This is a genomic window from Rhodopseudomonas sp. NSM (genome assembly GCF_052445935.1).
Taxonomy (GTDB): Bacteria; Pseudomonadota; Alphaproteobacteria; order Rhizobiales; family Xanthobacteraceae; genus Rhodopseudomonas.
Window position 1 is genome coordinate 107,374 of sequence record NZ_JBQTCH010000001.1, and the last position, 16,398, is coordinate 123,771.

At 64.3% G+C, this 16,398-nt stretch carries 19 protein-coding genes; 8 read left to right on the top strand and 11 right to left on the bottom strand.

The window, feature by feature from the left end:
* Positions 1–44: 44 nt before the first annotated feature.
* Positions 45–470, bottom strand: a complete 426-nt coding sequence (locus ACTZWT_RS00505; protein WP_444767771.1) for a rhodanese-like domain-containing protein — start codon at positions 468–470, stop codon at positions 45–47.
* 147 nt (positions 471–617) lie between these two features.
* Positions 618–1,793 (bottom strand): vWA domain-containing protein, encoded by a 1,176-nt coding sequence (locus ACTZWT_RS00510; RefSeq protein ID WP_444767772.1) that lies wholly within the window; start codon positions 1,791–1,793, stop codon positions 618–620.
* A gap of 170 nt (positions 1,794–1,963) precedes the next feature.
* Here ACTZWT_RS00510 and ACTZWT_RS00515 point away from each other — a divergent pair, with 170 nt between their 5' ends.
* The 3 genes from ACTZWT_RS00515 (at position 1,964) to ACTZWT_RS00525 (ending at position 5,210) form a co-directional block, all read left to right on the top strand.
* Entirely contained in the window at positions 1,964–3,898 is a 1,935-nt protein-coding gene (locus tag ACTZWT_RS00515; protein ID WP_444767773.1) for a sensor domain-containing diguanylate cyclase, read from the top strand.
* A gap of 109 nt (positions 3,899–4,007) precedes the next feature.
* A complete protein-coding gene (locus tag ACTZWT_RS00520; RefSeq protein ID WP_444767774.1) occupies positions 4,008–4,262 on the top strand; it encodes a GlsB/YeaQ/YmgE family stress response membrane protein in 255 nt (84 codons plus the stop codon).
* A gap of 105 nt (positions 4,263–4,367) precedes the next feature.
* Positions 4,368–5,210 carry an AAA family ATPase gene (locus ACTZWT_RS00525; protein ID WP_444767775.1) on the top strand — a complete coding sequence of 281 codons (843 nt, stop codon included), beginning with the start codon at positions 4,368–4,370 and terminating at the stop codon, positions 5,208–5,210.
* Between the two features lie 147 nt (positions 5,211–5,357).
* Here the strand turns inward: ACTZWT_RS00525 and ACTZWT_RS00530 are convergent, their stop codons facing one another.
* Positions 5,358–5,609 (bottom strand): hypothetical protein, encoded by a 252-nt coding sequence (locus ACTZWT_RS00530; RefSeq protein WP_444767776.1) that lies wholly within the window; start codon positions 5,607–5,609, stop codon positions 5,358–5,360.
* Between the two features lie 268 nt (positions 5,610–5,877).
* Between ACTZWT_RS00530 and ACTZWT_RS00535 the strand changes: the two genes are divergently transcribed.
* The 3 genes from ACTZWT_RS00535 to ACTZWT_RS00545 are packed head-to-tail and all read left to right on the top strand — an operon-like array spanning position 5,878 to position 8,683.
* A complete protein-coding gene (locus tag ACTZWT_RS00535; protein WP_444767777.1) occupies positions 5,878–6,921 on the top strand; it encodes an aromatic ring-hydroxylating dioxygenase subunit alpha in 1,044 nt (347 codons plus the stop codon).
* Between the two features lie 3 nt (positions 6,922–6,924).
* The gene (locus tag ACTZWT_RS00540; protein WP_444767778.1) at positions 6,925–7,680 is read left to right on the top strand and encodes a GntR family transcriptional regulator; all 756 of its coding nucleotides are present in this window, start codon (positions 6,925–6,927) and stop codon (positions 7,678–7,680) included.
* 10 nt (positions 7,681–7,690) lie between these two features.
* Positions 7,691–8,683 carry a PDR/VanB family oxidoreductase gene (locus ACTZWT_RS00545; protein ID WP_444767779.1) on the top strand — a complete coding sequence of 331 codons (993 nt, stop codon included), beginning with the start codon at positions 7,691–7,693 and terminating at the stop codon, positions 8,681–8,683.
* A gap of 257 nt (positions 8,684–8,940) precedes the next feature.
* On the opposite strand, the gene ACTZWT_RS00550 is transcribed toward ACTZWT_RS00545, so the two are convergent.
* The 4 genes from ACTZWT_RS00550 to ACTZWT_RS00565 form a co-directional block, all read right to left on the bottom strand.
* On the bottom strand, positions 8,941–9,225 hold the full coding sequence (locus ACTZWT_RS00550; RefSeq protein WP_322517841.1) for a hypothetical protein: 285 nt from the start codon (positions 9,223–9,225) through the stop codon (positions 8,941–8,943).
* 111 nt (positions 9,226–9,336) lie between these two features.
* Positions 9,337–9,951 (bottom strand): GNAT family N-acetyltransferase, encoded by a 615-nt coding sequence (locus ACTZWT_RS00555; protein WP_444767780.1) that lies wholly within the window; start codon positions 9,949–9,951, stop codon positions 9,337–9,339.
* A 159-nt stretch (positions 9,952–10,110) separates the two neighbouring features.
* A complete protein-coding gene (locus tag ACTZWT_RS00560; RefSeq protein WP_444767781.1) occupies positions 10,111–11,040 on the bottom strand; it encodes an SMP-30/gluconolactonase/LRE family protein in 930 nt (309 codons plus the stop codon).
* A gap of 148 nt (positions 11,041–11,188) precedes the next feature.
* Positions 11,189–11,536, bottom strand: a complete 348-nt coding sequence (locus tag ACTZWT_RS00565) for a hypothetical protein (protein ID WP_444767782.1) — start codon at positions 11,534–11,536, stop codon at positions 11,189–11,191.
* Between the two features lie 113 nt (positions 11,537–11,649).
* On the opposite strand from ACTZWT_RS00565, the gene ACTZWT_RS00570 reads away from it, so the two are divergent.
* Positions 11,650–11,943, top strand: coding sequence for a GIY-YIG nuclease family protein (locus tag ACTZWT_RS00570; protein WP_444767783.1), 294 nt, complete (start codon positions 11,650–11,652; stop codon positions 11,941–11,943).
* A gap of 807 nt (positions 11,944–12,750) precedes the next feature.
* Here the strand turns inward: ACTZWT_RS00570 and ACTZWT_RS00575 are convergent.
* The gene (locus ACTZWT_RS00575; RefSeq protein ID WP_444767784.1) at positions 12,751–13,404 is read right to left on the bottom strand and encodes a glutathione S-transferase family protein; all 654 of its coding nucleotides are present in this window, start codon (positions 13,402–13,404) and stop codon (positions 12,751–12,753) included.
* Here ACTZWT_RS00575 and ACTZWT_RS00580 point away from each other — a divergent pair.
* Positions 13,373–13,603: a hypothetical protein gene (locus ACTZWT_RS00580; protein WP_444767785.1), complete on the top strand. Its 231-nt coding sequence runs from the start codon at positions 13,373–13,375 to the stop codon at positions 13,601–13,603. The genes ACTZWT_RS00575 and ACTZWT_RS00580 overlap by 32 nt on opposite strands.
* 2 nt (positions 13,604–13,605) lie before the next feature.
* Here the strand turns inward: ACTZWT_RS00580 and ACTZWT_RS00585 are convergent, their stop codons facing one another.
* The 3 genes from ACTZWT_RS00585 to ACTZWT_RS00595 form a co-directional block, all read right to left on the bottom strand.
* The gene (locus ACTZWT_RS00585; protein ID WP_444767786.1) at positions 13,606–15,381 is read right to left on the bottom strand and encodes a B12-binding domain-containing radical SAM protein; all 1,776 of its coding nucleotides are present in this window, start codon (positions 15,379–15,381) and stop codon (positions 13,606–13,608) included.
* Positions 15,382–15,636: 255 nt separating this feature from the next.
* Entirely contained in the window at positions 15,637–15,906 is a 270-nt protein-coding gene (locus ACTZWT_RS00590) for a DUF3297 family protein (protein ID WP_444767787.1), read from the bottom strand.
* Entirely contained in the window at positions 15,906–16,382 is a 477-nt protein-coding gene (locus tag ACTZWT_RS00595; RefSeq protein WP_444767788.1) for a glutathione peroxidase, read from the bottom strand. Before ACTZWT_RS00595 ends, ACTZWT_RS00590 begins: the two co-directional genes overlap by 1 nt.
* Positions 16,383–16,398: the final 16 nt, after the last annotated feature.

Genomic DNA, 16,398 nt, shown 5'->3' on the forward strand with positions numbered 1-16,398 from the left:
GAGAAAACCGCCGTCCCGGTCAAGCCCGAGCGCGCCGCTTCGTCTCAGCCTTTCGGCTTCTTCGGCACCCAGGCCTCGACCGGCCCGCCGGCGTCGCGCCACGCGGCGAAGCCGCCTTCGATATGCGCGACCGGCTTCAGCCCCATGTCCTGCGCGGTCTTCGCCGCCAGCGCCGAGCGCAGCCCGCCGGCGCAATAGAACACGAACTTCTTGTCGCCCTGAAACACCGGCTTGGCATAGGGGCTTTCCGGATCGATCCAGAATTCCAGCATGCCGCGGGTGCAGGCGAACGATCCCGGAATGCGGCCGTCGCGTTCGATCTCGCGCGGATCGCGGATGTCGACGATCACCACGTCGCTGCCCGGGCCGGCCTGATGCAGCGCGATCGCGTCCGCGGTGCCGATCGTTTCGATCTGGGCGTTGGCCTCGTCGAGCAGCGACTTGATACCGCGCGTAATGGTCTGGGGCATGGTCGTTCCTTGCGTCGTTTCTTATCGGTTCGCTCAGTCATTCCGGGGCGCGAAACGCGAACCCGGAATCTCGCTGTTGTGATCGCAGAGATTCCGGGTTCGCGAGCTGGCGCCCGCGCCCTGGAATGACGCCTGGAAGATTGTCTCTCAGCGGACCAGTTCGCGCATCGCGCCTTCGAGTCCCTCGATCGTGATCGGATACATCCGCTCCGAGAACAGGCGGCGAATGATCGTGGTCGACTCCGAGTAGTCCCAGTGCCGCTGCGCCACCGGATTGAGCCAGACGGCGTGCGGATAGGTCCGCAGCACGCGGTCGAGCCAGACCGAACCCGCCTCCTCGTTGACGTGCTCGACCGAACCGCCGGGGACCATGATCTCGTAAGGCGACATCGAGGCGTCGCCGACGAACACCACTTTGTAGTCGTGGGGAAATTTGTGCAGCACGTCCCAGGTCGGCGTCCGGTCGGTGAAGCGCCGCTTGTTCTGCTTCCACACGCCTTCATAGAGGCAGTTGTGGAAGTAGAAATATTCCATGTGCTTGAATTCGCTCTTCGCCGCCGAGAACAGCTCCTCGACCTGGGCGACGTGTGAATCCATCGATCCGCCGATATCGAAGAACACCAGCACCTTGACGGCGTTGCGCCGCTCCGGCCGCATGTGCACGTCGAGATAGCCGTGATTGGCGGTCTCCCGAATAGTGGTGTCGAGATCGAGTTCGTCCGGCGCGCCGGTGCGGGCGAATTTGCGCAGGCGGCGCAGCGCCACCTTGATGTTGCGGATGCCGAGCTCGACATTGCCGTCGAGATCCTTGAACTCGCGCTTGTCCCACACCTTGACCGCGCGCTGATGGCGGCTCTTTTCCTGGCCGATCCGCACGCCTTCCGGATTGTAGCCCTCGGCGCCGAACGGCGAGGTTCCGGCGGTGCCGATCCACTTGTTGCCGCCCTGGTGCCGCTCCTTCTGCTCCTTCAGGCGCTCGCGCAGCGTTTCCATGAGCTTGTCCCAGCCCATCGCCTCGATCTGCTTCTTCTCTTCCTCTGTGAGATATTTCTCCGCCAGCTTTTTCAGCCACTCGGCGGGAATCTCCGCCTTCTCCATGGCGTCGAGCAGATTCTCCAGTCCCTTGAACACGCTGCCGAAGACGCGATCGAACTTGTCGAGATTGCGTTCGTCCTTCACCAGCGCGGAGCGCGACAGATAGTAGAAATTCTCCACGCTCTGGTCCGCCAGGTCGGCGTCGAGCGCCTCCATCAGCGTCAGATATTCGCGGAGCGTGACCGGGACCTGGGCGTCGCGCAGCGACGTGAAAAACTGAAGGAACATGGCCGACAGATTGCCCGACCCTGCGCGCTCGTCAAGGTGCAATACATTCGCAGCGGTTGTTGAAAACTCCGCCAGGAACCGCGAATGCCCTCAATCGGACCGATCGGATTATCGGTTGGGTAATCAACGCCGGTGCACTGCTGTGCCCGCAACGAAGCCCCCACAGGCCGATGATCTCCCGCATCCTTCCATCGTCCAATCCGACCGGCCGGCTGTCGACGCCGGCGCTGATCGTCACAATGTTCGTGCTGGCGATGAGCGCCTGCGTGCTCGCGCTCGTGGTCTGGAAGGGCTACGACGCAAGACGCAACGCGCTGGCCCAGAGCGAGACCGAGATGCGCAATCTGGCGCATTCGCTCGCCGAACACGCCACCCACACGATTCAGGCGGCCGACGTCGTGATGGACGATATCGTCGCCTTTCTTCGGTTCCAGCCGTTTCCCGATCGCGGATCGTTCAATGCGCGGCTGCGGGAGATTTCGGACAAGCTGCAGCAGATCAACGAACTGGCGACCCTGAACGCGAAAGGCGACGTCGAATACGCGTCGATCACGCCGTCTCCCGCTATCAACAGTGCCGACCGCGACTACTTCGTCTACCACCGGGATCATGCCGACCCCAAGCTGCGGATCACCGGCCCGATCGTCTCGCGCGTGTCGGGCCAACCGGTGATTGCGGTGACGCGGCGTCTGGAAGACGGCGACGGCGCCTTCGCCGGAATTGTGATCGCGACCATCGAGAGCGACTATTTCAACGAATTCTTCCAGACCTTCAATCTCGGCGCCGGCGGTGGAATCACTTTGTCCAGCAGCGACGGCAAGGTCGTGGTTCGTTGGCCGCCGACGAAGGACGGGCGTGACCTGTCGAAGAGCCAGTTGTTCGAGAGTCTGCTGCCGCACAGCCCCGTCGGATACAATCTCGCAACCTCTCCGTTCGACGGCCTCACCAAATACTATGCCTACGAGCAACTCTCCCGCTATCCGCTCGTCGTCACGGTGGCACGCACCGAAATGTCGGTGCTGGCGGACTGGCGCGAGGCGGTCCGCTCCGACGCGGTGGTGGCGACGGCGGTGCTCGCCTGCATCGTGCTGCTGGCTGCCGGGCTCGCGGTACAACTGCGCAACCGCGAGCGCTTCGAGAAACTGCTGCGCGAGCGCGACGCGCGCCATCGCCTGATCGACGCGAACATCGGCGACGTGGTCGTTGTGCTCGACGGCCAGGGCGTCCTGACCTTCGTGTCGATGTCGGTCGAGACGGTGCTCGGCTTCAGCCCCGAGGAGATGCTCGGCCGCGTCTATCTCGACATGATGCACCCCGACGACGTCGCGGGACTCCGGTCGATCGGCAAGCGTCTGCCTCATGCCCCCAACGGCCTGCGCGCCGAATTCCGCATGGAACGGGCCGACGGCACGCTCGTCTGGCTCGAGGCCAATTTCAGATTCACCCGCCAGGACGACAGGCCGCAGCGGAATATCGTCTGCACGCTGCGCGACGTCACCCGGCGCAAGGAGATGGAGGACGAAGTCGAGGCGCTGAATTCCCGCCTCGCGGAAATGGCCAGAACCGACGCCCTCACCGGCCTGCCGAACCGCCGTGCGCTCGACGATTTCATCGCCAGCGAATTCGAGGCGAGGCAAGATCTGTCGGTACTGATGATCGACGTCGACGACTTCAAAGGCTTCAACGACCATCTCGGGCACCACGCCGGCGACGACGCTCTCAGGCAACTCGGTCGATTGCTGGCCGGGACGGCGGCAGGCGCAGAGGGCTTCGCTGCGCGCTACGGCGGCGAAGAATTCACCATCGTCCTGCCCGACACCGCAATGGCAGCCGCGATCGGCTTCGCCGAGGAACTACAGGCGGCCGTCCGGGCGCTCGATATCGTCAACCCCAGCGCGACGCGCGGCAAACTCACCGTGAGCATCGGCATCGCCGGCAAGATCGCAGGCGCCTGCGACCCGGCGACGTTGCTCCGCTGTGCGGACATCGCGCTCTACGAGGCGAAGCGGCGCGGCCGCGATTGCAGCGTCGTGGCGCCTGCCTATGTCGGCGACGCCGGGTCGCTGGTCCCCGACGCGGCCACCCGGACCGGCACGCCCGCCTGAGCCGACCCGGCCGCCGGCTTCACTGCCTAGACCTCGCGGGTTTTTCGACTAAAGTCCCCGGGCTTGGCCTCATATGGCCGGCTGAACACAGAATCACTTGGGGGTTGTCATGGGGATCGATTCCATCATCGTCTGGCTGCTGGTCGGCGCGATCGCGGGCTGGCTCGCGGGACTGCTGGTACGCGGCGGCGGGTTCGGCCTGATCGGCAACATCGCGATCGGCATTGTCGGCGCGGTGGTGGCCGGCTGGTTGCTGCCGTTCCTCGGCGTCAATCTCGGCACCGGCATCTTCCGCGCCATCATCAACGCGTCGATCGGCGCGGTGATCGTCCTGGTGCTGCTGGCCATGATCCGCAGAGCCTGATACCAAAGTTTACAGCGATGTGCGGCCGCCGTCCGCGGCCGCGCGCTCACGACAAAAGCAACAAGAACGGCGCGCGCGCCTGATGACAGACGAGGCAGAAAACGCATGAAATTCACCGGCACCAAGGATTACGTGGCGACCGACGATCTCAAGGTCGCCGTCAATGCGGCGATCGTCCTCGAACGGCCGCTCTTGGTGAAAGGCGAGCCCGGCACCGGCAAGACCGTGCTGGCCGAGGAAGTCGCCAAGGCGCTCAACGCGCCGCTGCTGACCTGGCACATCAAGTCGACCACCAAGGCGCAGCAGGGCCTCTACGAATACGACGCGGTGTCGCGGCTGCGCGACAGCCAGCTCGGCGATCCGCGCGTCTCCGACATTTCCAACTACATCAAGCGCGGCAAGCTGTGGGAAGCGTTCACCCACGGCCAGCGCCCGGTGCTGCTGATCGACGAGATCGACAAGGCCGATATCGAATTCCCGAACGACCTTCTGCTCGAACTCGACCGGATGGAATTCCACGTCTACGAGACCGGCGAGACCGTCAAGGCCGAGAAGCGCCCGATCGTGATGATCACCTCGAACAACGAGAAGGAATTGCCCGACGCGTTCCTGCGCCGTTGCTTCTTCCACTACATCAAGTTCCCCGACGCCGACACCATGCAGGCGATCGTCGACGTGCACTTCCCCGGCATCAAGCAACGGCTGGTGGCCGAGGCGCTGAAGATCTTCTTCGAGGTGCGCGACGTGCCGGGTCTGAAGAAGAAGCCGTCGACCTCGGAACTGCTCGACTGGCTCAAGCTGCTGCTGAATGAAGAGATGTCGCCGGAGCAACTGCGCGAACGCGACCCGCGCAAGCTGATCCCGCCGCTGCACGGCGCGCTGCTGAAGAACGAGCAGGACGTGCATCTGTTCGAACGACTGGCGTTTCTGAGCCGGCGGGAAGTGTAGCAATCTCTCACGTCGTCATTCCGGGGCGCGCGTAGCGCGAACCCGGAATCCAAGATTATTGCAGACCGTTCTTCGGCACTGCGGATTCCTGCATAAGCTTGGCGACATGCAGGCTTCCACATGTCGCCAAGCTCTTGCGAGCTATGTCTATCTCGCAATCAGTTTCTGGCGAATCAATGGACTCACCTGAACCTCTTCTTCGATTAAATCTTCAAGAACGAGCTCGCCAAGTCTCTCTGCTGACACGGCAATCTTGCCTTCAAGGACGAGTTCACCGAGCTTTCGTTTTGCAAGTAACAGCTTGTACTCCGCAGCCCGACGGAGTCGTCGTTGCTGCTTTGCTTCATCACGCGCTTCGGCAAGCCACTCCCTAAGCTCATCCTTTTTCGGCTGGATCATTGGCGCTCCCAAGCGCCCCCACGGATTACCCACGTTAAACTCCCTTTTTAGAAGCCCCAGCGATCCAAAAGATGGGGAGAGAAGTTCCCAGGGGGAAGGGCCTACTTTTAGTTGAATGCAAATTGTTAAGGACGTTCGTGAGAGCGAGCGACCACCCTAAGACTGTATACATTAACAAACCACCGCCCCGGTTTTCGCCGAAATTCCTTGTCATTTTACCTTCTATGTATACAGTTTGGACTCAGCGATAACATTCAGGGAGGCCACGATGCCCGCCTTTCCGCTCAACGCTTGGTACGCTGCGGCGTGGGACGCCGACATCAGGCACGCGCTGTTGCCGCGCACGATTTGTGGCAAACACGTGGTGATGTATCGTAAGGCCGACGGCAGCGTCGCCGCGCTGGAGGACGCCTGCTGGCACCGGCTGGTGCCACTGTCGAAGGGCCGGCTCGAAGGCGACACCGTGGTCTGCGGCTATCACGGGCTGAAGTTCAATCCGCAGGGCCGCTGCACCTACATGCCGTCGCAAGAGACGATCAATCCGTCGGCCTGCGTGCGCTCCTATCCGGTGGTCGAGCGGCATCGCTTCGTCTGGTTGTGGATGGGCGATCCGGTGCTGGCCGATCCTTCGCTCGTCCCCGACATGCACTGGAACGACGATCCGGAATGGGCCGGCGACGGCAAGACCATCCACGCCAGATGCGACTGGCGGCTGGTGGTCGACAATCTGATGGACCTCACCCACGAGACCTATGTGCATGGCTCCTCGATCGGCAACGAGGCCGTGGCCGAGGCGCCATTCGACGTCACGCATGGCGACAGGACTGTCACCGTGACGCGCTGGATGCGCGGCATCGAGGCGCCGCCGTTCTGGGCGGCGCAGCTGCGCAAGCCCGGCCTCGTCGACCGCTGGCAGATCATCCGCTTCGAGGCGCCCGGCACGGTGACGATCGACGTCGGCGTGGCGCCCACCGACAGCGGGGCGCCGGAAGGCGACCGCTCGCAGGGCGTCAACGGCTTCGTCCTCAACACCATGACGCCCGAGACCGACACCACCTGTCACTACTTCTGGGCGTTCGTGCGCAATTATCGGCTCGGCGATCAGCGGCTCACGACCGAAATTCGCGAAGGCGTCTCCGGCATCTTCCGCGAGGACGAGATCATCCTCGAAGCCCAGCAGCGGGCGATGACCGAAAATCCCGATCGCGTGTTCTACAATCTCAACATCGACGCCGGCGCGATATGGTCGCGCCGACTGATCGACCGGTTGGCGGCGAAGGAAGCCGCGCCGCGACTGCAGGCGGCGGAGTAAGCGATGAACGAGAAGGTCGCCGACCGCGCGATGTCGCAGACGGTGCGGGCGCAACTCGCGCTGCGCGACATGCTGCTGTCCGGCCGGCTCCGCGCCGGCGAACGGATTTCCGAATTGCAGGCGGTCGAGATCACCGGCGTGTCGCGCACGCCGGTGCGGATGGCGCTGGTGCGGCTCGAGGACGAAGGCCTGCTGCAGGCGATCCCGTCCGGCGGCTTCATGGTCAAGGCGTTTTCCGAGCGCGACATCCTCGACGCGATCGAACTACGCGGCACGCTGGAAGGCCTCGCCGCGCGCTTCGCCGCCGAGCGCGGCGTCAGCGCCCGGCAACTCGAGCCGCTGAAGGAATGCCTCGCCGACATCGATCAGTTGGTGCAACAGGATCCGGTCTCGGTGGAGGCATTTTCGTCCTATGTCACGTTGAACGCGCGGTTCCACGCGCTGCTCAACGAGTTGTCCGGCTCCTCCCCGGTGATGCGACAGATCGACCGCGTCGCCGCCCTGCCCTTCGCGTCGCCCAGCGGATTCGTGATGGCGCAGTCGGCGCTGCCGGAGGCGCACCAGATTCTGATGATCGCGCAGGATCACCACCGCATCGTGGTCGACGCCATCGAGAACCGCGAAGGCGCGCGCGCCGAGGCGGTGATGCGCGAGCACGCCCGGCTGGCGGCGCGCAATCTGCGCCTCGCGCTGCGCAACCGTACCCATCTCGATCTGCTGCCGGCGCTGACGCTGCTGACGTCGCCCGCGGACAAGTAACGGAGGTCGCATGCGCTTCGCAGAACATTGGAGCTCCGCCACCGTGATGGCGACGCGCGATCTTGCGCCGACGATCCGGGAGATCGTGCTGAAACCGGATGCGCCGGCCACGACATGGCCGCCCGGCAGCCACATCAACGTCTCCCTGCTGATCAACGGGCGGCCGGAGCGGCGCAGCTACTCGTTGATCCCCTGCGGGGCGGATGGGATGCTGCGCATCGCCGTCCGCCTCACCGACGACAGCCGCGGCGGCTCACGCACGATGTGGACATTGCAGGCAGGTCACCGGCTGGAGATCACCAATCCGACCTCGCTGTTCGAGATCGACTGGACGCGCAAGACCTACTGCCTGATCGCCGGCGGAATCGGCGTCACGCCGATGCTCGGCATCGCCGCCGCGCTGGCGCGCAAGGGCCGCGCGCCGACGATGCACTATGCGGTAAAGTCCCGCCGCGATGCCGCGCTGCTCGACGAACTCGCCGCCCTGGTCGGCAACCGGCTCGCCGTCCACGCCGGCGATGACGGCGCGCGCCTCGACCTCGACGCCACCTTCCGCGCACTGCCGCCCGACGCGATCGCCGTGCTGTGCGGTCCGCTGCGGATGCTGGAGGCGGCGCGGCTCGCCTGGCATCAGGCCGGCCGGCCGGCGAGCGACCTGTGCTTCGAGACCTTCGGCTCCAGCGGCCGGCTGCCGACCACCGAATTCCGCGTCCGCATCGCCGCCACCGGCAACGAGATCGTGGTGCCGCGCGACCGCTCGATGCTGGATGCACTGAACGCCGCCGGCTTCGAGGTGATTTCCGATTGCGAGCGCGGCGAATGCGGCGTCTGCGCCATCGACGTCGCTGGCGTGGACGGCGAGATCGACCATCGCGACGTGTTCTTCAGCGCCGACCAGAAGCATGACAGCGGCAAGATCTGCCCCTGCGTCTCCCGCGCCCGCGGCACGGTGACGATCGATACGCTGTACCGGCCGGACCGCTTGCCCGGTGCGGCGGCGTAGGGAGAGAGTTCTTCTGTGACGAGGTAAGTCGCACCAGGCACAGCCTGCTCCTTCTCCCCGCGCGCGGGGAGAAGGGTGGGATGAGGGGGCGTCACCCCGCAGCCGAGCGCCAGCCTTTTCACCCACACCGCACTACGAATTCGAAAAGCTCAGACCCGCGGAAGCGCCCCCTCACCCGGCTCAGCGCTACGCGCCGAGCCGACCTCTCCCCGCGCGCGGGGAGAGGTGACGCACCACCCGGAGCTAATTGCGGAGACTCAGCGCCAGCCTTCGTGCACGTCGGTCGGCTGATCGCACACCCACTCCGGCCGCAGCATCACCTGGCAGCCCTTGTCGAACGGTAGCGCACAGACCTTGCGCTGGTCCTGCATGATTTCGATCGACCAGGTGAGCGGCACCGTCGGCTGCAATTGCACCAGCCGCTGGATCACGCCGGCGGCGAACAGGGTGGCGTCGATATCGTCAGCCAGCGCCGCCCCGTCGTGGCCCGGGCCATCGACGCGGTTGATCGGGTCACGGACGTGGAAGCGATAAAACGGCATGGCAGCAAGATGGCGGCGTTGGGCACATCACAGAATGATGTAGATCAAACAAAGGCTGTTTCGTCGATCATTCTTTCGACGGGCAATTAGCACGCCGGAACTTGATCGATATCAACCGGCGCCGGACGCGGCCGACCGTGGCTTGCCGGAGAGCTGGTAGTTGAGGTGCGCCTTCACCGTCGGCCACTCCGCAGCGATGATCGAGTACACTACGGTATCGCGCAACGTTCCGTTCGGCGCAATTTGGTGATTGCGCAGAATGCCGTCCAGCTTGGCGCCGAGCCGCTCGATTCCGCGCCGGGACTGATGGTTGAAGAAATGTGTACGGAATTCGACCGCGATGCAGTCGAGCGCCTCGAAGGCGTGCTGCAGCAGCAACAGCTTGCACTGCGTGTTCAGGCCGGTGCGCTGCACGCGTTGCGCGTACCAGGTGGAACCGATCTCGACCCTGCGGTTGGCGGCGTCGACATTCATATAGGTCGTCATGCCGGCGATCCGGCCGTCGGCGTCCTTCACCGTCCAGGGCAGCATCGCGCCCTGCGCCTGCAGCGCCAGCCGGCGGGCGATCTCCGCCTCCATCCGGTCCGGCGCCGGCACAGCCGTGTACCAAAGCTTCCACAGCTCGCCGTCCTGCACCGCCTCGATCAGCCCGTCGCGATGCGCTGGCTGAAGCGGCTCCAGTGTGGCGTGAGGGCCGCTGAGGGTGACGGGTTCGAGCCAGGGCATTGCCATTTCCTTGATGAATTTGCCGCCCTCCCTTACTCCGCGACGACCGGGCTTGTCCCGATGAACGACGGTGAATTCAGGAGCGACGTGCTGAAACAATAGGCGCGTCTCGGGGCGGGTCCGGCATGGTGTCGGAGACGCCGCGTCCCGACGGGGCGACTATTTGTTCAGGAAATTCAGCGGAAGGCCGGGGCGCGGCCAGTCCATCGCGACCAGTTCGCCCTTGCCGGACAGTGTGATGTAGGCGGTCTTGAGCTCGGGGCCCCCGAACGCGATGTTGGTAGTGACGCGGTCGCCGGTCGGCACCTGCTCGACCAGCGTGCCATCCGGCGCGATCACCGAAATGCAGCCGGACACCAGCGTCGCGACGCAGACATTGCCGCCCGCCTCGACCGCGAGCGAGTCGAACATCTGATAGCCGCCGAGCCCCGCGATCGGCTTGCCCTTCTCGCCACGATAGATCACGTCGCGCGGCTTCACCTCGCCGGGCGACACGATGTCGAAAGCCCACAGCCGCGCCGTCGGTGTTTCGGCTGCGTACATCGTGATCTCGTCCGGCGACAGGCCGATGCCGTTCAGCGGCAGCGTACCGAACACCTGCTCGGTGATCTCGGTCATGCCGGGCTTGATGTAGTAGGCCGCGCCGACATCCAGGTCGCGGGCGCGGCGCTTGCCGAGGTCGGTGAACCACAGCCCGCCATGCTTGTCGAACACCAGATCGTTCGGCCCTTTCAGCGGATGCTCGCCGCATTTGTCGAACAGCGTCTCGACCCTGCCGCTGACGAGATCGATCCGCTGGATCGAGCCGCCGATATATTCGTGCGGCTCCGGCGCGCCGGGCATCATCGTGCCGCGCGACGGAAACCAGCCGAACCCGCCATTGTTGCAGATGTAGCATTGGCCGTCGGGTCCGATCGCCGCGCCGTTGGGGCCGCCCGGCACCTTGGCGACGACCTCCTTGCGGCCATCGGGCCAGATCCGCGTGAGCTGCTGCGCGCGGATCTCCACCAGCACCACCGAGCCGTCGGGCATCACCACCGGGCCTTCGGGAAACGCCAGGTCGGTGGCGAGAACGCGGATGTTGGACATGGATCCTCCCGATGGTTGTTATTATTGCAGGGCGGATTGAAGTGCCGCACACACTGCTCTTTGGAAGGCGATGTTAGGTCATATCTACCCGTATTGCCAAGCCGAGCCGCGCGGCGGAATTCCGCCGAACGGAATCGTGCCTTGCGTACTACTTCGCGTCGGACTTCGGCGTTGCGCCGTCCTTGGCCGGCGCGGCCGCCGGCTCGGGCTTCTTGGACCCCGCCTGCAATTGCGCGACGGTCTGTTGCATCGCCGCCAGCGCGGTCTTCAGCGCCTCGATCTGCCGGTTGGCGGCGTCGAGTTTCTGCTGCTGATCGAGCCGCGTCTTGTCGATCGTCTTGTGCAGGAAATCGACGTTGCTCTGCAGGCAGCTGGTGCGGCGCTCCATGGTCCTCTCGGCGGTGCAGATTTCGATGCCGGGCACGTCCTGCGCGGCCGCCACGCTGCCCCAGCCCAGCATCATCAGCATCGCCACCATCATCGTTCGGCCGGTCATCGTGTTCTCCATCTGCAGTTTGTGAAGCCAGCAAGCGGGCTCGGCGCGCCGCTGTCAACGCGCGGAAGCCGCGGCGGATTGCCGGACTCGCCGCCGCGTGCGAATTTCGCCGGATGCAGGATCCTGTCGAAGAATGTTTCGTCGAAGAATGCTTCGTCTATGTGCTCGGCTGCGCCGGCCCGAGCCGATACCTGACCTATGTCGGCTGGACGCTCGACCTCGACCGCAGGCTGACGCAGCACAACGCCGGCACCGGCGCCCGCTCGACGCGCGGCCGGAGCTGGGTGCTGCTCCACAGCGAACGCTTCACCCGCCGGCAGGACGCGATGAGCCGTGAATGGCACCTGAAGCGCGACCGGGCCTTCCGCCGCGGCCTCGCCGCCAGGGCGCAAGGCCTGCAGGGCTGAGCGCGGCGAGGTTCTGTACCGGTTTGCGACAGTCCTGCTGACGTGTCTTAACGATTGGAACACGGGCGGAACGAAGCGGGGCCGAATCGCTTCGAATCGGCCGTTCCGGCCGTTCACGCCCAAGATATCGACACGATCAGACGTCACGCCCACAAGCGCGCTGGCATCGATGAGCTGACTTCAATGGTGGAAACCCGTAAATTCGTTAAGGAGGCGCGGAGAGAGGTTACTGGCCGCGCCGAGCTCCAGCAGCGAGCGCCTTGCACGGGCCAGAATGAGTTGTCCCGGGTTGTGACAGCCCTCCTGACCGATCTTAACTTCCAGAACGCGGGCGGAACGAAAAGGGGCCGAATCACTGCGAATCGGCTGTTCCCGCCGTTCACGCCCAAGATATCGGCCCGTTCGACGGATGTGCCTACAAGACCTTGCTCGCGCTGGTGGCAGAACTCGGTTTAATGCTCTGCTATTCGTTAAACGGCCGCCGGCTGGAAACGGATGCTAGTCCGCAGCTGTTCGGTTGCGAGCGCGCGGATGGCGACGCGCTGGTTTCCGGAGCTCGGTGTCCCGGGTTGCGACAGCTTCACTGACTGATCTTAACTTCTGGAACGCGGGCGGAACGAAGCGGGGCCGAATCACTGCGAATCGGCTGTTCCGGCCGTTCACGCCCCACATCTCGGTGACGATCACGATCGCGGCGCGATATCTGCCGTCCCGCAAACCACGCTCCCACTGTAAAGCCGTTGAATCGTTAACGGGCGGCCCGATGGTCATCGCTGGATTCAGTTCGCGGCAAACGCGGCGACACCATCACGGCGAGATCGCCAATTCCTCGATCTCGGCCGGTTCATTCTGCGCGGCTGCGATCCATTCCTTCATCTCGGGCATCTCCATGATCGTTCGGGCGTAGCTCGAAAGATCCGAATCGAGCTTGACGTCGTAGGTGATGAACCGGGTCACCACCGGCGCGTACATCGCATCCGCCGTCGTCCGCACGCCGAACAGGAAAGGCCCGCCCGATCTGCTCAGGCATTCGCGCCAGATGGTGCAGACCCGGTCGATATCGGCCTGCGCGCGCGGCCAGATCTTGAAACCGGGAAAATGTCCCTTCAGATTGACCGGCAGCGAGGCGCGCAGCGTGGTGAATCCGGAATGAATCTCGCCGCAGATCGAGCGGCAATGCGCCCGCGCGATCCGCTCTGCCGGCAGCAATCCGGCATCGGGCCTGACTTCGTGGAGATATTCGGCGATCGCCAGCGTGTCCCAGATCTCCGCGCCGTCATGGCGCAAACACGGCACCAGGATCGACGAGGACAACAGCAGGATCTCGGCCCGCGCCGCGGCATCGTCCGGCGGGACGACGATCTCGTCGAAATCAAGTCCCGAGAATTTGGTGAGAAGCCAGCCTCTGAGCGACCAGGATGAGTAGTTCTTGCTGCTGATCGTCAGCGTGGCCTTCGCCATCATTGTCTCCAGAGAACTCGTCGCGCCGCGACCCGGCGCCTCGCGGCCCGGCCAAACCCCGCCCGTGCTTAGCCACCGATTGTTTCATGGTGATTTCGTCCGACGCGATCTCGCGGCACATCAGGTCACGATTTTCGGCATGGCGCGCTGCCTGGAGATCGCCTCGGCGTCAGAGCCGCCCGCCGCTGCCGCGCCTTGATGCTACGCGGTGCCGCGCGTCAGGCTCAACACCTTGTTCCGGTGCACCACCGCCTGCTTTGCCGCGGCGGTCTGGGTGAACATCGCGAGCTCGGTCTCGTCGTCGTCCGCCACCGGCGTCAGCGCCGCATCCATGTAGCCGTGGCGCATCGGATCGCGCGCCACACGGTAGCCGACCTTGCTCAGCCCGAACGCGGTCGAGACAATCACACCGGTCTTGCGCGCCAGCTCCAGCGCGAGCCGCGGCCAGAACACGAGCGCGTTCTCGCGCGCCAGGCCGGGCCGCCGCTCCGACGGATGCCGCAGCCGGAAGACGCCGCTCTGCAGCGGATGAACATTCTCCAGCGACACCGCCAGCGAGAAGATCAGCAGCAGCTTGACCATGCTGCCGAGCTTGATGCCGCTCTTTGCGGCGCGGCGCAGCAGCGTCTCGATATGAGCGGGCTCGTAATAGTCCCGCCAGGCCTGCTGATAGACATCTTCCCACGCCTGCCGCGACATCTTCGGATGCGCGGTGCAGACGTGCTCGATGTCGTATTTGTTGAGGTCGGCATCCATCGCGACCCCGGCCTTCCACAGCGTCTGGTGATCTTCCGAGCCCGGCAGCGGCGTCAGGCAGAAGAACTCCAGAATGTCGATCGGCAGTTCGCGCTTGATGATATCGAGATCGGCGAGGATGCTCTCCGGCGTGTCGGCGGGAAAGCCGAGGATGTAGCCGGCCAGCGTGATCACCCCCTGTGCCCGCCATGCCAGCAGCATCGCGCGATATTCGGTGATCTTGTTCTGCCGCTTCTTGGCCTGCAGCAGGTTTTCCGGGTTGATGCTTTCGAGCCCGAGGAAGACGCGGGTGACGCCGGCGCGCTTGGATTTCTCGACGAAATTCGGGATCTTGTGACACAGCGTGTCGACCTGAATCATCAGCCCGAGCGGGATGCCCTGCTCTTCCTTCAGCCAGATCAGCCGGTCGAGGATCGCTTCCCAGTCCTTGTTGCGGGCGAAATTGTCGTCGGTGATGAAGAACTTCGAGACACCCTGCTGCCAGTTGGCGCGGACCAGCGCCTCGACGTCGTCGGGCGAGCGATAGCGCGACTTGCGGCCCTGCACATTGATGATGGTGCAGAACGAGCATTGATACGGGCAGCCGCGGCCGGCATCGAACGAGGTCGACAGGCCCATCGTGCGCTTGACGTTCGCGAGCGGCAGGAACGGCACCGGCGTGCCTTCGATGCCGGGCAGATCGTCGAGGTAGTTGTACAGCGGCTGCAATCGTCCCTTCGCGGCGTCCTGCAGCAGCAGATCGATCCGACCTTCCGCCTCACCGGCGAAGATCGACACGCCGAGATCGCGGCAGGCGTCGAGATCGACCGCCTTGCCGTCCAGCATCGACAGGCAGCCCGAGACATGGAAGCCGCCGATCGCGACGGGAATGCCGGCGTCCCGGAACGGCCGCGCAATGTCGAGCGCGCGCGGGTACTGGTTCGACTGCACGCCGATCAGGCCGACCATGCCGAAATTGCCGTGCGCGGCGAGCCGCTTCAGCAGCTTCGGAATATCGATCCTGGTGTTGAACTCATCCATCGCCTCGATGTCGATCTCGACGTCGGGGCCGAGCACCTGCCGCGCGGCGCTTTCCTGCGCGATGCCATAGACGCTGGCCAGCGAATTCGAGGGGATCGTGGCGCGCCACCAGCGGATCACATAGCCATCGTCGCCGTAGTGCGAGGGCTTGATCAGCAGGAGCTGAAAACGCCGCTTCGGCCAGCTCTCGGCGATCGACACCAGCTATCCTCCTGCAAACGTAGTCGTGACATGAAGTCTGACGGGCGGAGAACAAACAAATTCGGTCGGATGCTGCCGGTAATGCCGCGCGGCCGCAAGCGCAATCGGCGGACGTCGGCGCAAACCTTCAATGTCGCGCCTCAAAGTTGCGGAAATGACGCAACTTTGAGGCCAAAACAGAACGGAAGAAACATCAGGCCGTCATCAAGACGCAATCAGTAGCAAATTCGCCGCGTGCGCCGCGCGATGCAGGTGTCAGCTTCGCGGGCGGATATAGGGCTCGACCAATCCGTGCACCTTGATCGCGAGCTGATTGCCGAAGCGGTCCTTGGCGGTGCCGGCCGCGACGCGAATCCAGCCCTCACTGACGCAATATTCGATCACATTGGTCTTCTCCTGCCCCTTGAAGCGGATGCCGACGTCGAGCTCCAGCAGCGCTTCGTTGTAGTAGGGGCTGTTCGGCTCGGTCGACAGCCGGTCCGGCATTTCGACGGCGTTGGCAGTGGTCGTGGGCTTGTCGGTCATCATAGCAGCGTCTCGATGTCTTTCGCGAGCGACTCCGGCGTGGTCGTCGGCGCGTGCCGCGATATCACATGGCCGGATCGATCGACCAGAAATTTGGTGAAATTCCACTTGATCGCCGCGCCGAGCAGCCCGCCCTTCTCGTCCTTGAGGAAGCTGTACAGCGGATGCGCCTGCGCGCCATTGACGTCGATCTTGGCGAACATCGGAAAACTGACGCCGTAATTGACCGAGCAGAATTGCGCGATCTGCGCCTCGCTGCCGGATTCCTGCGCGCCGAACTGGTTGCAGGGGAAGCCGAGCACCGAAAATCCGCGCGGCCCATAGGTCTGCTGCAGCGCTTCGAGGCCCTTGTATTGCGGCGTGAATCCGCAGGCGCTGGCGGTGTTGACGATCAGGAGCACCTGACCTTCGAACTGTTTCAGCGGCAGTTCCTGGCCTGCCAGCGTCCTGGCCGAGAAGTCATAGATCGACGTCATCGCCGTTCGCCTCTGC

Coding starts and splice junctions, on each gene's coding strand:
- ACTZWT_RS00510 (WP_444767772.1), bottom strand. CDS start 1,793: ATGTTCCTTCAGTTTTTCACGTCGCTGCGCGACGCCCAGGTCCCGGTC.
- ACTZWT_RS00570 (WP_444767783.1), top strand. CDS start 11,650: ATGCAGGATCCTGTCGAAGAATGTTTCGTCGAAGAATGCTTCGTCTAT.
- ACTZWT_RS00565 (WP_444767782.1), bottom strand. CDS start 11,536: ATGACCGGCCGAACGATGATGGTGGCGATGCTGATGATGCTGGGCTGG.
- ACTZWT_RS00590 (WP_444767787.1), bottom strand. CDS start 15,906: ATGACCGACAAGCCCACGACCACTGCCAACGCCGTCGAAATGCCGGAC.
- ACTZWT_RS00520 (WP_444767774.1), top strand. CDS start 4,008: ATGGGGATCGATTCCATCATCGTCTGGCTGCTGGTCGGCGCGATCGCG.
- ACTZWT_RS00555 (WP_444767780.1), bottom strand. CDS start 9,951: ATGCCCTGGCTCGAACCCGTCACCCTCAGCGGCCCTCACGCCACACTG.
- ACTZWT_RS00515 (WP_444767773.1), top strand. CDS start 1,964: ATGATCTCCCGCATCCTTCCATCGTCCAATCCGACCGGCCGGCTGTCG.
- ACTZWT_RS00545 (WP_444767779.1), top strand. CDS start 7,691: ATGCGCTTCGCAGAACATTGGAGCTCCGCCACCGTGATGGCGACGCGC.
- ACTZWT_RS00530 (WP_444767776.1), bottom strand. CDS start 5,609: ATGATCCAGCCGAAAAAGGATGAGCTTAGGGAGTGGCTTGCCGAAGCG.
- ACTZWT_RS00575 (WP_444767784.1), bottom strand. CDS start 13,404: ATGGCGAAGGCCACGCTGACGATCAGCAGCAAGAACTACTCATCCTGG.
- ACTZWT_RS00505 (WP_444767771.1), bottom strand. CDS start 470: ATGCCCCAGACCATTACGCGCGGTATCAAGTCGCTGCTCGACGAGGCC.
- ACTZWT_RS00535 (WP_444767777.1), top strand. CDS start 5,878: ATGCCCGCCTTTCCGCTCAACGCTTGGTACGCTGCGGCGTGGGACGCC.
- ACTZWT_RS00595 (WP_444767788.1), bottom strand. CDS start 16,382: ATGACGTCGATCTATGACTTCTCGGCCAGGACGCTGGCAGGCCAGGAA.
- ACTZWT_RS00550 (WP_322517841.1), bottom strand. CDS start 9,225: ATGCCGTTTTATCGCTTCCACGTCCGTGACCCGATCAACCGCGTCGAT.
- ACTZWT_RS00560 (WP_444767781.1), bottom strand. CDS start 11,040: ATGTCCAACATCCGCGTTCTCGCCACCGACCTGGCGTTTCCCGAAGGC.
- ACTZWT_RS00525 (WP_444767775.1), top strand. CDS start 4,368: ATGAAATTCACCGGCACCAAGGATTACGTGGCGACCGACGATCTCAAG.
- ACTZWT_RS00540 (WP_444767778.1), top strand. CDS start 6,925: ATGAACGAGAAGGTCGCCGACCGCGCGATGTCGCAGACGGTGCGGGCG.